The following is a 13,124-nucleotide window of genomic DNA, read 5'->3' as shown; positions in this document are numbered from 1 at the left end:
GTAAGGGCGAGAATCGGATGACGTACGAAGAAGCCCTGCGCCATTATCGATCGGCGGTGGCGGCCGCCGACGCCGACGCGTTCGTCGCTCCGCTGGCCGGCGCTGACGATCCCGAGGCGCTGCTCTGGGCGGCCTGGCAGACGGTGACATCGTTCGCCGCCGAGGCGAAGAGCGACCAGGAGCTGGCCCGGCTGAGTGCATTGGTCGCGGCGGTGCAGGGTCAGGAGCTTTCCGGCGTACGCGTATGGGAGCTTCGGGTTTTTACTGATTTGCCGGTTCTCGGCGCTCAGTTGCGCGAGGAGTGGAACGGCGGCCGCCCGCAGGCCGAGTGGACCGCGCTGAACTCGTTCGCCGCCCGGCTGACCGCGGCCGGCACGCACGACGCGCTGCTGCTGGGCCTGTGGACGATCAGCTCGGCGCTGGAGACCTTCGAGGGCCCCGCCGAGAATCTCCCGGCCGCCGTCGAATGGTTCACCCAGGCCGGCGATCGGCTGGCCGGCGCCGCGATCCACGGCCGCACCTACGCCGCCCGCCTGGGCGAACTGGCGGCGCAGGCCGGCGTGACCGAGCCCGGCTTCAGCGTCCCCCGCTGGGCGTTCTGGCGAAGCCGCCTGCAGACGCTGTCGCGGGAGGGCTTCAAGGCGATCAAGCGGTACGACGCGCGCATCGTCTCAGGCGGCAAAAAGTAGGGCGGCGCTGATCAGCACGACGATCGCGGTGGCGAAGTGGATGCCGAAGGCGGTCGCCCTGGAGCCGCCGTTGCGCAGGACGATCAGCGTGTCGCCGAACGGCGCGAGCGCGACCACGAGCATGAACCACGCCTCGGCCTGCGTGCCGACGAAGGCGAGCAGGGCCAGCCCGACCAGCCCGTAGGTGAGGTCGCGGACACCCTTGACCGACAGGTAGGCGGCCCCCTCCCCCGCGGCGACCGGCACGCCGTAGCCCGCCGCGGCAGCTTGCGGGACCAGCAGGAACCGGAAGCCGATGAAGGCGATGAAGAGGTCGAGCACGATGGCGAGCCCGTAGGCGAAGGCAGTGAGCATGACGACTCCCATTTCTAGCAGCGCTAGGATTTGAATCGACGCTAGCAGATCGTCGACAGCACATCTAGTGCCGCTAGAATTCCTGCCATGACTGTTCGAGAGCGCCGCGAGCGCGAACGCGAGGACCGGGAACGGCGGATCATCGACGCGGCCCGGGAGATCGCCGAGGCCGAGGGCTGGGACGCCGTCACGACGCGCCGTCTCGCCGAGCGGATCGAGTACAGCCAGCCGGTGCTCTACAGCCACTTCAAGGGCAAGGACGCCATCATGGCGGCGGTGGCGATCGACGGCTTCGCCGAGCTGGCCGCCGAGCTGCGGGCGGCCCGGACCGAAGCCGGACTGGCCGAGGTGGCGACCGCTTACACGCGGTTCGCGGAGACCCGCCCGGTGCTGTACGAAACCATGTTCACCAGCGCCGTCGACCTGACCTTCGCCAGCACGGAGACGCCGGCCCCACTGCAGGCCGGGTTCGGCGAGCTGCGCGAGGCGCTCCGGGCCACGAACGGCGACGAGGACCTCGACGCGCAGACCGAGGTGTTCTGGGCAAGCCTGCACGGCTTGATGACGCTGATGCGGGGCGGCCGCCTGCGCCGGGAGGATCACGACCGGCGGCTCGCCCTGCTGCTGCAACGCTTCAGCGGTCAGGCCCGGCGCGGGAGCTTCCAGCCCGGCCGCGGGAAGTGGCAGGTGTAGCCGTCCGGGATGCGCTCCAGGTAGTCCTGGTGCTCCGGCTCGGCCTCCCAGAACGCCCCGGCCGCGGTCACCTCGGTGACCACCTTGCCCGGCCACAGCCCCGACGCCTCGACGTCGGCGATGGTGTCCTCGGCGACCCGCTTCTGCTCGTCGGTCTCGTAGAAGATCGCCGACCGGTAGCTGGTCCCGATGTCGTTGCCCTGCCGGTTGACCGTGGTCGGGTCATGGATCTGGAAGAAGAACTCGAGCAGATCCCGGTAGGACGTCACGGCCGGGTCGAAGGTGATCTCGATGGCCTCGGCGTGACCCTCATGGTGGTAGTAGGTCGCGTTGTCGACGTTCCCCCCGGTGTAGCCGACCCGCGTGGCGACAACTCCGGGCCGCCGCCGGATCAGATCCTGCATCCCCCAGAAACAGCCGCCGGCCAGAACCGCCTTCTCCGTGGCCATCGCGCACTCCCCATCCATCACTCGGTTCAGTCCGGCCAAGCCTACGACCCCCGCCCGCCCGACCAGGGCGGCAGCGACACATTGGTGTAGTGGGTTGCTATAGTGTGTGTCGCACAGTATCGTGTTGAGCATGACAATGGATGCGACGCTCTCGGGGCACCTGCAAGAGTTGCGCCGCGGCACCGTCGTCGTCGCCAGCCTCATCGTCTTGCGGACGCCCGGTTACGGCTATTCGCTGCTCGAGACGCTGAGCCGGGCCGGCTTCGAGGTCGAGGCCAACACCCTCTATCCGCTGCTGCGCCGGCTCGAGGCGCAGGGGCTGCTGACCAGCGAGTGGAACACCGACGAGGCCCGCCCGCGCAAGTTCTACCGGACCACCGAGCAGGGCGACGCGATCGCCGACACCCTGCGGTCGGAGTGGACCCGGATCGATTCCGCCATCGGCGACATCGCAAAGACCACGGCCAACGACAAAACGGGGAGTGCAGAATGACCAGTCTCATCGACCGCTACGTCTACACCGCCCTGCGCCGCATCCCGGAGCAGCAGCGCGGCGACATCGACCGGGAGCTGCGCGCCAGCATCGAGGACGCGGTCGACGCCCGTGTCGAGGCCGGCGAGGAGCGGGAGACCGCCGTCGAGGGCACGCTGACCGAACTGGGCGACCCGGATCGGCTCGCCGATCAGTATTCGGGACGGTCCAATGTGCTGATCGGGCCGGAGTTCTACCCGGCGTGGCGGCGGCTGCTGACCCTGATGCTGGCGGCCGTGCTCCCGATCGTGGTGATCATCGGCGTGGTCGTCCAGCTGTTCGACGACCCCGACATCGGCAAGGTGATCGGCGGCGCGGTCACCGCCATCCTCAACGTGGGCATTCAGATGGCCTTCTGGACGACCGCGGTGTTCGTGGTCCTGGAGCGGACCGGGGCCGGTCCCGGCCGCACCGGCCTGCGGCTCGACTGGACGCTGAAGGACCTGCCGAGGTATGAGCCGAGCACGGTCCCGAAGACCGAGGTGGCGGCGGGCGTGGTCTGGCCGATCCTGCTGACCGCGGCCCTGCTGTGGCAGCACTTCGGCCTCAACGAGGTGCCGGTGCTCAACCCGGCGAACTGGTCCTTCTGGTGGCCGTACATGATCGTGGCCCTCGTGATCGGGGCCGGCTACCAGATCTGGCTGTTCCGCCGCCGCTCCTACGACCGCACGGTGTCGGTGGTCAACGCCGTGCAGCAGTTGCTCTTCGCGGTGCCGCTGATCTGGCTGCTGGCCTCCGACCGCTTCTTCAACCCCGAGTACCACCACTTCGCCGACCTCAACGGCGGCGACGTCAAGCACTGGTTCACGGTGGGCGCGATCATCGCGGTGGCGCTGGGCACGCTCTACGACATCGTCAAGGTGATCCTGCGCGGCGAGCAGTCGCGCCGGGGCCTCCCGTCGAAGGTCCCCGGCACGGGCAACTACAACTTCGGATGAACCGGCTCGATCAGACCGCCTGCGGTGAACCGCAGGCGGTCGATCGCCGTCTCCCGGTGGGTGCCGTCCCCGCCGGGGACGGCGAAGCGGTGATAGGCGATGTACCACTCGTCGGTCCCCGGCGCCTGCACCACCGAGTGGTGACCGGTGCCGAGAATGCCCCGCTCGAGGTCCTTGCTCAGGATCAGGCCGTGCGGGGTGAACGGGCCGGTCGGGGTCGGCGCGGTCGCGTAGGCAACCTGGTAGTCGGCGCTGCGGGTGTCGTTCTGCGACCACATGAAGTAGTAGGTGCCGTTGCGCTTCACCACGAACGGCGCCTCGTTGTACCCGGCCGGCGTGATCTCCTTGACCTTGGCCCGATCAAAAGACACAAGATCAGCATTCAGCGGTACGACGTACGCGTGACCCTGCCCCCAGTACAGATAGGTCGTCCCGTCGTCGTCGGTGAAGGTGGCCGGGTCGATCGCCTGCCCGGCGAACGAGCCGGCCGCGACCAGCGGTTTACCGAGGACGTCCCGGAACGGCCCGGCGGGGTTGTCCGCGACCGCCACCCCGATGCTGGCGTCGGCGCAGAAGTAGAAGTAGTACGTCCCGTCGTGCGCGGTGATCGTCGGCGCCCAGGCCCGTGAGTCGGCCCAGCTGACGTCCGGCCCGAGGTCGAGGATCACCCCGTGGTCGGTCCAGTTGACCAGGTCGGTCGAGCTGAACGCGTGGAACTGCGTCCCGCACCAGCCCGCGAAGCCGTCGGTGGTCGGGTAGAGCCAGTAGACCCCGTCGAAGACGGTCAGGTTCGGGTCGGCGTTGAGACCGGCGGGTGCCACGGCGGCGGGATCGGTGCCTTCGGCCAAGGTGAGCGCCTCCCTCGGGCTCAGGGCCCGGCCAGTTGTTAACGTTCACGCAGTGTCCGGGGGATTTCCGGCCGGAGTCAAGGACATCAACTCATTTCCATCTATGCTGTCGCGATGAGAGCCGTTCGCTTGATCGTCGCCGCTACTCTCGTCACCTCCGGACTGACCGTCCAGGCCGCTCCCGCACACGCCGCCGCGGTGTCGAAGGTGAGCGTTCACATCGATCCGTCCTATCAGCAGCCGGCGTTCGAGGGCTGGGGCACGAGCCTGGTCTGGTTCGCGAATGCGACCGGCGGCTACCCCGAGCCGATCCGGCAGCGGCTGGTCGACCTTGTGTTCGGGGCGGACGGCCTCAACCTGAACATCGCCCGCTACAACATCGGCGGTGGCAACGCGCCCGACGTGCGCACCGACTACATGAAGGTCGGCGCCACCATGCCCGGCTTCTGGAACGCGCCGCCCGGCACGACCCACAACGACACCGACTGGTGGGACGCCGACGACCCGGCCGACTGGAACTTCGACGCCGACGCCAACCAGCGCTGGTGGGTCGACCAGATCAAGGACCGGATCACCACGTGGGAGGCGTTCAGCAACTCGCCGCCCTACTTCCAGACGGTCAGCGGTTACGTCTCCGGCGGCTTCAGCGCCACCACCGACCAGATCCGCACCGACCGGGTCGACGCCTTCGCGACCTACCTGACCAGGGTCGCCGCCCACCTGGAGCAGGCGCACGGCATCCACTTCGACACGATCAACCCCTTGAACGAACCCAACACCAATTACTGGGGTACGACGCTGGGCGCCGACGGTCAGCCCACCGGCGGCCGTCAGGAGGGCGCCCACGCGAGCCCGGCCCTGCAGGCGACCGTGGTCAAGGCGCTGGACCGCGCGCTCGCCGGCTCCACCACCAGGGTGTCCGCCCCGGACGAGACCAACCCCGGCACCTTCATGACCGACTGGGCCGGCTACGACGCGGCGGCCCGGGCCGCCGTCGACCGGATGAACGTGCACACCTACGGCACCGGCCGGCGGACCAGCGTGCGGGACGCGGCCAAGGCGGCCGGCAAGCCACTGTGGATGAGCGAGGTCGAGGGCGACTTCGGCACCGGCACCACCGACTACACCGGGATGGGCCCGGGCCTCGGCATGGCCGGCCGGATCATCGACGACCTGCGCGAGCTCGAACCGTCGGCGTGGGTGCTGTGGCAGCCGATCGAGGACGCGATCCCGCAGCAGGCCGGCGGCGGCAACTGGGGCGAGATCCACATCCCGTTCAACTGCGCCGCCGACGCCACCGCCGAGACCTGCCCGATCCGCACGAACACGAAGTTCGACACGATCCGGAACTTCACCCACTACATCCGCCCCGGCGACCACCTGGTCAAGGTCGACGACACGGCCAGTGTGGCGGCGGTCCGCGCGTCGTCGGCGACGGTCGTGCACGCCAACAGCGGCACCGACGACCAGGCGGTCACCCTCGACCTGTCCGGCTTCGGCCGGATCCGCCCCGGCGCCACCGTGACGCCGATCGTGTCGAGTGCGGTCGGCGCCCTGGTCAAGGGCACACCGGTCCGGGTCAGCGGCCGCTCGGCCACGCTGACCGTCCCCGCTCGCTCGGTCACCACCTTCGAGATCGCCGGCGTCTCCGGGGTGGCCCGCAACGTTGCGCTCGTGCAGCCCGGCCACGTCTACCGCCTGCAGGGCGTGGCGAGCGGCCGATCGCTGACCGACGGTGCGGTGCTGCGCACGACCGATCCGGCGAGCGCTGCCCAGCTCTGGACGATCGACGGCCGCGGCACCGTGACCAACGCCGCCACCGGCACCCGCCTGGCCGTGCGCTCCGGGGCGCTGGTCACCGACGGCACGGCCGCGGACGGCACCTTCGCCGAGTGGAGGATGTCGACCACCGGCGACGGCAGCTGGACGCTCATCAACGCGGGCAGCGGCACCCTGGTCGACGTGACCGGGCAGGCGACCGCCGACGGCAGCCCGGTCGGCACCTACACCCCGACGTCGGGCGCCAACCAGCGCTGGACCGTCATCGACGAGACCGTCCTGCGCACGACGCCCGCGATCACCTACACGGTTCCGCGCCTGGCCCCGACCCTGCCGGCCACGGTCACCCCGATCTACCGCAACGGCGCCCGCGGCACCCTCCCGGTCACCTGGACCATGCCGCCGGCGTCCGCGTGGCGCCGTCCCGGCACGGTGGTGGTGAGGGGCTCGGCCACCGATCCGCTCGGCGGCACGCACCCGGCGAGCGCCAAGGTAACCGTGGACACCTTTGTCGCGACGGCGCCGGCCCGCGTCACGACGTACACCGGAGGAAGCCCGAGTCTCCCGCTCACCGTGACCGGAATCGGCCGGCACGGCGGCCGCGCCGCCCTGCCGGTGACCTGGGAGGCCGGCACCTTCGACCAGGTGGGCACGGTGACCGTGCGCGGCACCGCGACCGTGGTGGACGGGAGCACGCTGCCGGCGACGGCGATCGTGACGGTGGTGGAGCCGATCGAGGTGAACGCGGCCCTGGACGAGGGCGTGACGATGACCGCGACCTACACGGAGAGCGGCTACTCCCCCGCCGGCCTGCGCAACGGCAACCGCACGGAGAAGGCCTGGTCGAACTGGCGCTCCGGCACCAAGAACCCGGCCGACACGCTCACCGCAACCTTGCCCGCCGCACGCGACCTGACCCGCGTGGTCACGTACTTCTACCGCGACGGCACCAACGTCAGCTTCCCGGCCAGTCTGCGCGCGCAGATCCTGACCGCCGACGGCACATGGCAGGACGCAAGCCCCGAGATCACCGTGCCCGAGACCGGCACCCCGACGATCGACGTGCCACTGACGGTCACCGCCCGCGCTTCGGCTGTCCGCATAGTGATGACAGCCCGCCCATCCGGCTACATCACGGCCAGCGAGATCGAGGTGTACGCCAAGGCCGCCCCGTAGAAGGTTTCGACCACTTGCTCTGCGCACATAGACGCGCCGCTCCGCTGGGCGGGTGATTTGGGTCGTCGGCGTGCCGCGAACCACTCACCTGCCCTCGTCCGCGCCCCTCAGGGAACGGATCATGCTCTGCAGGCTGGTATGCGCGGCCGACTGCTCGGCCTCGGTCATCCCGCTCAGCATCCGGACCTCGACCGCCCGGACCGCGGCCGACGCCGTCGCGAGGCTTCGCCGGCCGAGCGGGGTGAGCCGCGTGGGCAGCGCCTTGCCGACCGGCGCCTCGGCCGGCCTGGTCACGTAGCCGTCGCGTTCCAGGGCCTGGAGCAACACGTTCATCGACTGCCTCGTCACGAACGCTCCGCGCGCGAGCTCGGAGTTGGACAGCCCCGGGCGTTGCGCCAGCAGTTCGAGGCAGGAGTAGTGCGTGACGGTCATCCCGAGCGGCCGCAGCACCGCCTCCATGGCCAGGCGAAGGGCGCTCGACGCCTCTTTGAGCAGGTAGCCGAGGGAAGTTGCCAGATCGACGACGCCATCACCTTGCATCATGTCAGTATTCTGACATACCTTAGTGCATGTCAGTAGACTGACACGAACCGAAGGAGCGCCCACCATGCCGGTCACCGGCCCCGACTTCATCTCCCTGCAGGCGAGCGACCTCAAGGCGTCGCAGGCGTTCTACGAGCAGTACCTCGGCCTGGTGCGCTCCCCCGCCGGCCCGCCGCACGCCGTGGTCTTCGAGACGAAGCCGATCGCCTTCGCCCTGCGCGACATCGTCCCCGGCACCGACCTGGCATCGGCCTCTCAGCCCGGCATCGGCGCGGCGATCTGGCTGCACGCCACCGACGTCCAGGCCATCCACGACGCCCTGACCGCCGACGGCCACCCCATCGTCACCGCCCCGATCGACGGCCCGTTCGGCCGCACGTTCACCTTCGCCGACCCCGACGGCTACCAGATCACCCTGCACGACCGCGCCTGAACGCTAATCAAGTGGCCGGAACAGCCGGCCGAGTTGATCCTCGAGGATCCGGAGCGCCGCGGCGCCGTTCCGCTGGCCGCCCAGCACGCTCGAGCCCAGGCCGTTGGTCAGGGCGAGCAACGCGGCCGCGGTGAGCTTCGGGTCCACGTCGCCGGCCACCTCGCCTGCCTCCTGAGCGGCGGCGATGTGCTTGGCAAGCAGCGATTCCAGCTTGTCGGGGTAGACGGCGCCGTGCCGCTCGGCCATCTCCGGCTCGCTGAACACCAGGGTGTAGAAGCCGGTGTAGGCCCGGGTCAGCCGCACGCTCTCCTCGTCGGTCGGCAGGGCGGCCGTGAGCGTGCCGTAGACGACGGTGCGTGCGGTGACCGGGCCGAGCGCCCGGATGCTCGCCGATACGCGTTCGGTGAGTTGCTCGCCGAGGTAGGCGAGCGCGGCCAGCAGCAGTTGCTCCTTGGTGTGGAAGTAGTACTGCACGAGGCGGAGCGAGACGCCGGCCTCGGCGGCCACCTCCCGCATGGTCGCGGACTGCAGGCCGCGCGTGCTCGCGATCCGCAGCAGGGCTTCGCCGATCTGCCGCCGTCGCTGCTCATGGTCCACCCGTTTCGGCACCGCTTGATGATACGCTCGTATCACTAAACGGCGTTGAACGGAGGCCACGATGCCCGTCGGCGAGTTCCGGAATGACCAGGCCCGTGATCGTTTTTTCACCGTCTACGACGATCTGGTCGCGCGGCTCTGGCCGTCCGCGTCGGTCGACTCCGATGTGGTCACGAGCTTCGGCACGACTCGCGTCCACCGGCTCGGTGCCGGCGATGAGACTCCGTTCGTGCTGCTGCCCGGCTCGGGCGGGCCGTCGCTGATGTGGCACGCCTACGTCGGCCGGCTTGCCGCATCCCGCCCGGTGATCGCGATCGATCTCGTCGGTGAGCCCGGCCCGTCCGTCCAGACCCGCGCCATCGACAGCGGCGACGAATGGTCCGCATGGCTGGACGAGGTTCTCACCGGGCTGGGCGTCGACCGTGCCCACCTGGTCGGCACCTCGTACGGCGGGTGGATCGCCCTGCGTCACGCCCTGCGATCACCGGATGCCGTCGCGAGTCTCGCGCTGCTCGACCCGGGCGGCTTCGGGAAAGTCAGCCGGAAGTTCCTGATCTGGATAATCGCGTGCGGGCTTGCCGGGTTCGCGCCCCGGGCGATCCGGCATGCGCTGGCCCGCCCGCTGCGCAACGTGGCACTGCGCGACGACGACGCCATGCCGCTGGTCAAGGCCACCTTCGGCTTCCGCCGCCGGCACATCCTGCCGGCCCCGCTCACCGACGACGAGCTCGGCCGGATCACGACGCCCACGCTGGCGCTGGTCGGCGGCCACAGCCAGCTGTACGACGCACGCGAGGTCACCGCCAGGATCAGCGCCCGGATGCCGCACGCCGTCGCCGAGATCATCCCCGAAGCCAGCCATGACCTGGCCCTCTGGCGCCCCGACGAGCTCGCCGCCCGGATCGTCACCTTCGCCGCCGGCAGCCCGGCCCGGGCCTGACGGTCGATCGCCCGCTTCAGGCGGGCAGGCCGTCGAGGCGGGCCAGGACCTGCAGCATCACCTCGTCGGCGCCGGCGCCGATCGAGGTCAGGCGGACGTCGCGCAGCATGCGGGACGTCCAGGTGTCCTCCAGGTAGCCCATGCCGCCGTGGAACTGCAGGCACCAGTCGGCCACCTCGCGGATCAGGCGGCCCGCCTTCAACTTGGCCACCGTGGCCATCCGGGTGATGTCGTCGCCGGCCATCAACGCCTCGGCGGTCTGCAGGTTGTGGCTGCGCAGCAGGTCCACCTCGGCCTGCAGCTCGGTCAGGCGGAACGCCACGTACTGGCGGTCGGCCAGCGGGCGGCCGAAGACCGTGCGGTCGTGCACGAAGGCCCGGGTGCGGTCCAGCGCGTACTGGCATTGGCCCGCCGTCGTGTAGGCCGCGAACACCCGCTCCGTCACGAACTGGCGCATCTGCTGCTGGAAGCCGCGGCCGATCTCGCCGATCGTGTTGGCCACCGGCACCCGCACCTCGTCGAGGGCCAGCTCGGCGGTGTCGGAGCAGCGGTTGCCGAGCTTCTCGAAGGTGCGCACCACGCTGAAGCCGGGAAGGTCGGTGGGGACGACGATCTGCGACATGCCGCGGTAGCCGCCCTCGTCGGAGGTGCGGGCCAGCAGGCACAGCCAGTCGGCCTGGGCGCCGTTGGTGATGTAGACCTTCCGGCCGGTGATCACCCAGTCGTCGCCGTCGCGGACCGCGCGGGTGCGCAGCCGGGACACGTCGGAGCCGGTGTCGGGTTCGGTCACGGCGATCGCGGTCACCGCCGTACCCGAAATCGCTGGCCTGAGGTATTGATCTTTCAGCTCCGGCGTGCCGAACGCGTGCAGCGACGGTGTCGCCATCATCGCCTGCACGCCGAGTGCCATGCCGACGCCGCCGGCGTGCATCCGCCCGTACTCCTCGGCGGCGACCAGCTGGAAGCTGTGGTCGGCGCCCTCGCCGCCGTAGGCCTCGTCGTATTCGAGGCCGAGCAGCCCGAGCGCCGCGGCCTTGGGGAACAGGTCGTGCAGCGGCACCCGGCCGGCCGCCTCCCACCCGTCGACGTGCGGGTTGACCTCGGTGTCGACGAACCGCCGCACGCTGTCCCGGAAGGCTGCATGGTCCTCGTTGAGCCGCATTACCGCACGGTAGCGACCCGGCACCGGAAAAAACAAGCACGCTTGCTTGTTTTTCCGGGCTGTGCCACTGTCACCTGGTGCTGCGCATCGGCAACTGCTCCGGCTTCTACGGCGATCGGCTCGCGGCCATGCGCGAGATGCTCGAGGGCGGCGACCTGGACGTCCTGACCGGCGACTACCTGGCCGAGCTGACCATGCTCATCCTCGCCCGCGACCACGCCGCCGACCCGGCAACCGGCTACGCCCGCACGTTCCTCACCCAGCTGCGCGACTGCCTGACCCTGGCCCTGGACCGCCGGGTCCGCATCGTCACGAACGCCGGCGGCGTCAACCCGTCCGGCCTGGCAGCAGCCATCCGAGCCCTCGGCCTACCGGCCCGGTTGGCCCTGATCCGCGGCGACGACCTCACCCCGCGCGCCGCTGAGCTGGGCTTCGGCGCCGGCGTCACCGGCCGGCCGTCGGCCCCGGCGGACCAGAGCTTCGGCGCAGGGGCCACCGGCCGGCCGTCGGCCCCGGCGGACCAGGACCGTCACGGCGGGCAGGACCCCAACCGGCTCCCGGGCACGGCGGAGCGGAGCTTCGGCCGGCCGCTGGGGGCGCACGCTTATCTGGGTGCGTTCGGGATCGCCCGGGCTCTCGAAGCCGGCGCCGACATCGTGGTGACCGGGCGGGTCACCGACGCGTCGTTGGTGATCGGGCCGGCCATCGCGCATTTCGGCTGGGGGCGCACCGACTTCGACCGTCTGGCCGGTGCCACCGTGGCCGGGCACGTCCTCGAGTGCGGCACCCAGGCCACCGGCGGCAACTACCCATTCTTCGCCGAGATGGACGATCTCCGGCACCCCGGCTTCCCGATCGCCGAGATCCACGACGACGGCACCTCGGTCATCACGAAACACCCCGGCACCGGCGGCGCCGTCAGCGTCGGCACGGTCACTGCCCAATTGATGTACGAGGTGCAGGACGCTCGCTACGCAGGCCCCGATGTGACGACCCGCCTCGACACGGTGTCCTTGCAGCAGGAAGGCCCCGATCGAGTGGCGATTTCCGGGGTACGCGGTGAGGCTCCCCCGCCGGACCTGAAGGTCTCGCTGACCGCGGTCGGCGGCTTCCGCAACGAGATGACGGTCGTCCTGACCGGCCTGGACATCGAGGCGAAGGCCAACCTGTTCCGCCACCAGTTCGAGGCCGGCCTCCCGGCCCGCCCGGCGTCCCTGACGTGGTCGCTGTCCCGGGTCGACACCCCCGACGCGCCCACCCAGCAGCAAGCGTCCGCGCTGCTCACGGTCGTCGCCCGCGACCCGGACGAGAAGAAGGCCGGCCGCGCGTTCGCCAACGCCGCGGTCGAGGTCGCGCTGGCCTCCTACCCCGGCTTCTTCAGCACCACCCCACCAGGCCGCGCCCACCCCTACGGCGTTTTCACCGCCGGCTACGTCCCGCAGGCCACGGTGGCCCACGAGGTGCTGCACGACGACGGCACCACCGAGCCGATCGCCCCACCCGCCGAAACCAGACCCCTCTCGCCCTTGTTCGGGCCGGGGATCCTCCCGAGCCAGACTCACCCCGATTTCCAGGAAGTTGGCGCCTCAATCGCCGCGGACACCCCGACATCCAGGAAGACGGGGGCGGCGCTCGCAGACGGGCCGGACCCAAATTCTGAAGAGACCAACAACGAGCCGGGGATCCTCCCGAGCCAGAGCCGCCCCGATTTCCAGGAAGTTGGGGCCTCAATCGCTGCGGACACCCCGACATCCAGGAAGACGGGGGCGACGCTCGCAGACGGGCCGGACCCAAATTCTGAAGAGACCAACAACGAGCCTTCTTTTCCCGATAAATCGGAAATATTGAATGGGGTTGGCAGCGCGGAGCGCGCCGGGACGGATGGCGCCGCCGGGCGGGCCGGAACGGACATCGCCGTCGGGCCGCCCGGGACGGCCAGCAACACCGAACGGGCTAGGACGGACATCCCCGCCGGGCCGCCCGGGACTGAT

Annotated in this window: 13 protein-coding genes and 1 pseudogene; 8 read left to right on the top strand and 6 right to left on the bottom strand. The window is 70.2% G+C overall.

Going from position 1 to position 13,124, the window contains the following annotated elements; translation table 11 throughout:
• Nucleotides 1–17: 17 nt before the first annotated feature.
• A complete protein-coding gene (locus Adu01nite_RS27120; RefSeq protein WP_203730589.1) occupies nt 18–689 on the top strand; it encodes a DUF3632 domain-containing protein in 672 nt (223 codons plus the stop codon).
• Here Adu01nite_RS27120 and Adu01nite_RS27115 read toward each other — a convergent pair.
• Nucleotides 672–1,043: a DUF4267 domain-containing protein gene (locus Adu01nite_RS27115; RefSeq protein ID WP_203730587.1), complete on the bottom strand. Its 372-nt coding sequence runs from the start codon at nt 1,041–1,043 to the stop codon at nt 672–674. The two genes, Adu01nite_RS27120 and Adu01nite_RS27115, sit on opposite strands and share 18 nt — an antisense overlap.
• Before the next feature lie 87 nt (nt 1,044–1,130).
• On the opposite strand from Adu01nite_RS27115, the gene Adu01nite_RS27110 reads away from it, so the two are divergent.
• Nucleotides 1,131–1,736, top strand: a complete 606-nt coding sequence (locus Adu01nite_RS27110) for a TetR/AcrR family transcriptional regulator (RefSeq protein WP_203730586.1) — start codon at nt 1,131–1,133, stop codon at nt 1,734–1,736.
• Here the strand turns inward: Adu01nite_RS27110 and msrA are convergent.
• A complete protein-coding gene (gene msrA / locus Adu01nite_RS27105; protein ID WP_203730584.1) occupies nt 1,685–2,185 on the bottom strand; it encodes a peptide-methionine (S)-S-oxide reductase MsrA in 501 nt (166 codons plus the stop codon). The two genes, Adu01nite_RS27110 and msrA, sit on opposite strands and share 52 nt — an antisense overlap.
• A gap of 130 nt (nt 2,186–2,315) precedes the next feature.
• Here msrA and Adu01nite_RS27100 point away from each other — a divergent pair, with 130 nt between their 5' ends.
• Together Adu01nite_RS27100 and Adu01nite_RS27095 are read left to right on the top strand one after the other, a co-directional pair.
• Nucleotides 2,316–2,678, top strand: coding sequence for a PadR family transcriptional regulator (locus Adu01nite_RS27100; protein ID WP_203730582.1), 363 nt, complete (start codon nt 2,316–2,318; stop codon nt 2,676–2,678).
• Nucleotides 2,675–3,655 carry a permease prefix domain 1-containing protein gene (locus Adu01nite_RS27095; protein WP_203730580.1) on the top strand — a complete coding sequence of 327 codons (981 nt, stop codon included), beginning with the start codon at nt 2,675–2,677 and terminating at the stop codon, nt 3,653–3,655. The genes Adu01nite_RS27100 and Adu01nite_RS27095 overlap by 4 nt, the downstream gene beginning before the upstream one ends.
• Here the strand turns inward: Adu01nite_RS27095 and Adu01nite_RS27090 are convergent.
• Nucleotides 3,640–4,503 carry a family 43 glycosylhydrolase gene (locus Adu01nite_RS27090; RefSeq protein WP_203730578.1) on the bottom strand — a complete coding sequence of 288 codons (864 nt, stop codon included), beginning with the start codon at nt 4,501–4,503 and terminating at the stop codon, nt 3,640–3,642. The two genes, Adu01nite_RS27095 and Adu01nite_RS27090, sit on opposite strands and share 16 nt — an antisense overlap.
• A gap of 114 nt (nt 4,504–4,617) precedes the next feature.
• Here Adu01nite_RS27090 and Adu01nite_RS27085 point away from each other — a divergent pair, with 114 nt between their 5' ends.
• Nucleotides 4,618–7,458 (top strand): glycoside hydrolase, encoded by a 2,841-nt coding sequence (locus Adu01nite_RS27085; protein ID WP_203730576.1) that lies wholly within the window; start codon nt 4,618–4,620, stop codon nt 7,456–7,458.
• Between the two features lie 84 nt (nt 7,459–7,542).
• Here Adu01nite_RS27085 and Adu01nite_RS27080 read toward each other — a convergent pair whose 3' ends face one another.
• Nucleotides 7,543–8,001: a MarR family winged helix-turn-helix transcriptional regulator gene (locus Adu01nite_RS27080; RefSeq protein ID WP_203730574.1), complete on the bottom strand. Its 459-nt coding sequence runs from the start codon at nt 7,999–8,001 to the stop codon at nt 7,543–7,545.
• A 64-nt stretch (nt 8,002–8,065) separates the two neighbouring features.
• Between Adu01nite_RS27080 and Adu01nite_RS27075 the strand changes: the two genes are divergently transcribed.
• A complete protein-coding gene (locus tag Adu01nite_RS27075; RefSeq protein ID WP_203730572.1) occupies nt 8,066–8,434 on the top strand; it encodes a VOC family protein in 369 nt (122 codons plus the stop codon).
• Between the two features lie 3 nt (nt 8,435–8,437).
• Here Adu01nite_RS27075 and Adu01nite_RS27070 read toward each other — a convergent pair whose 3' ends face one another.
• Complete coding sequence (locus Adu01nite_RS27070; RefSeq protein ID WP_203730570.1) at nt 8,438–9,043, bottom strand: TetR/AcrR family transcriptional regulator; 606 nt, start codon at nt 9,041–9,043, stop codon at nt 8,438–8,440.
• A gap of 49 nt (nt 9,044–9,092) precedes the next feature.
• Here Adu01nite_RS27070 and Adu01nite_RS27065 point away from each other — a divergent pair, with 49 nt between their 5' ends.
• On the top strand, nt 9,093–9,971 hold the full coding sequence (locus tag Adu01nite_RS27065) for an alpha/beta fold hydrolase (RefSeq protein WP_203730568.1): 879 nt from the start codon (nt 9,093–9,095) through the stop codon (nt 9,969–9,971).
• 16 nt (nt 9,972–9,987) lie between these two features.
• On the opposite strand, the gene Adu01nite_RS27060 is transcribed toward Adu01nite_RS27065, so the two are convergent.
• Nucleotides 9,988–11,133 carry an acyl-CoA dehydrogenase family protein gene (locus Adu01nite_RS27060; protein WP_203730566.1) on the bottom strand — a complete coding sequence of 382 codons (1,146 nt, stop codon included), beginning with the start codon at nt 11,131–11,133 and terminating at the stop codon, nt 9,988–9,990.
• A gap of 128 nt (nt 11,134–11,261) precedes the next feature.
• Here Adu01nite_RS27060 and Adu01nite_RS49170 point away from each other — a divergent pair.
• Nucleotides 11,262–12,677, top strand: a pseudogene (locus Adu01nite_RS49170) (acyclic terpene utilization AtuA family protein); the annotation flags it as partial.
• Nucleotides 12,678–13,124 lie beyond the last annotated feature (447 nt).

This window comes from Paractinoplanes durhamensis (assembly GCF_016862175.1).
Taxonomy (GTDB): domain Bacteria; phylum Actinomycetota; class Actinomycetes; order Mycobacteriales; family Micromonosporaceae; genus Actinoplanes; species Actinoplanes durhamensis.
This window is presented reverse-complemented; position numbering and strand designations above follow the sequence as displayed.

Coding starts and splice junctions, on each gene's coding strand:
- Adu01nite_RS27120 (WP_203730589.1), top strand. CDS start 18: ATGACGTACGAAGAAGCCCTGCGCCATTATCGATCGGCGGTGGCGGCC.
- Adu01nite_RS27115 (WP_203730587.1), bottom strand. CDS start 1,043: ATGCTCACTGCCTTCGCCTACGGGCTCGCCATCGTGCTCGACCTCTTC.
- Adu01nite_RS27110 (WP_203730586.1), top strand. CDS start 1,131: ATGACTGTTCGAGAGCGCCGCGAGCGCGAACGCGAGGACCGGGAACGG.
- msrA (WP_203730584.1), bottom strand. CDS start 2,185: ATGGCCACGGAGAAGGCGGTTCTGGCCGGCGGCTGTTTCTGGGGGATG.
- Adu01nite_RS27100 (WP_203730582.1), top strand. CDS start 2,316: ATGACAATGGATGCGACGCTCTCGGGGCACCTGCAAGAGTTGCGCCGC.
- Adu01nite_RS27095 (WP_203730580.1), top strand. CDS start 2,675: ATGACCAGTCTCATCGACCGCTACGTCTACACCGCCCTGCGCCGCATC.
- Adu01nite_RS27085 (WP_203730576.1), top strand. CDS start 4,618: ATGAGAGCCGTTCGCTTGATCGTCGCCGCTACTCTCGTCACCTCCGGA.
- Adu01nite_RS27080 (WP_203730574.1), bottom strand. CDS start 8,001: ATGATGCAAGGTGATGGCGTCGTCGATCTGGCAACTTCCCTCGGCTAC.
- Adu01nite_RS27075 (WP_203730572.1), top strand. CDS start 8,066: ATGCCGGTCACCGGCCCCGACTTCATCTCCCTGCAGGCGAGCGACCTC.
- Adu01nite_RS27065 (WP_203730568.1), top strand. CDS start 9,093: ATGCCCGTCGGCGAGTTCCGGAATGACCAGGCCCGTGATCGTTTTTTC.
- Adu01nite_RS27060 (WP_203730566.1), bottom strand. CDS start 11,133: ATGCGGCTCAACGAGGACCATGCAGCCTTCCGGGACAGCGTGCGGCGG.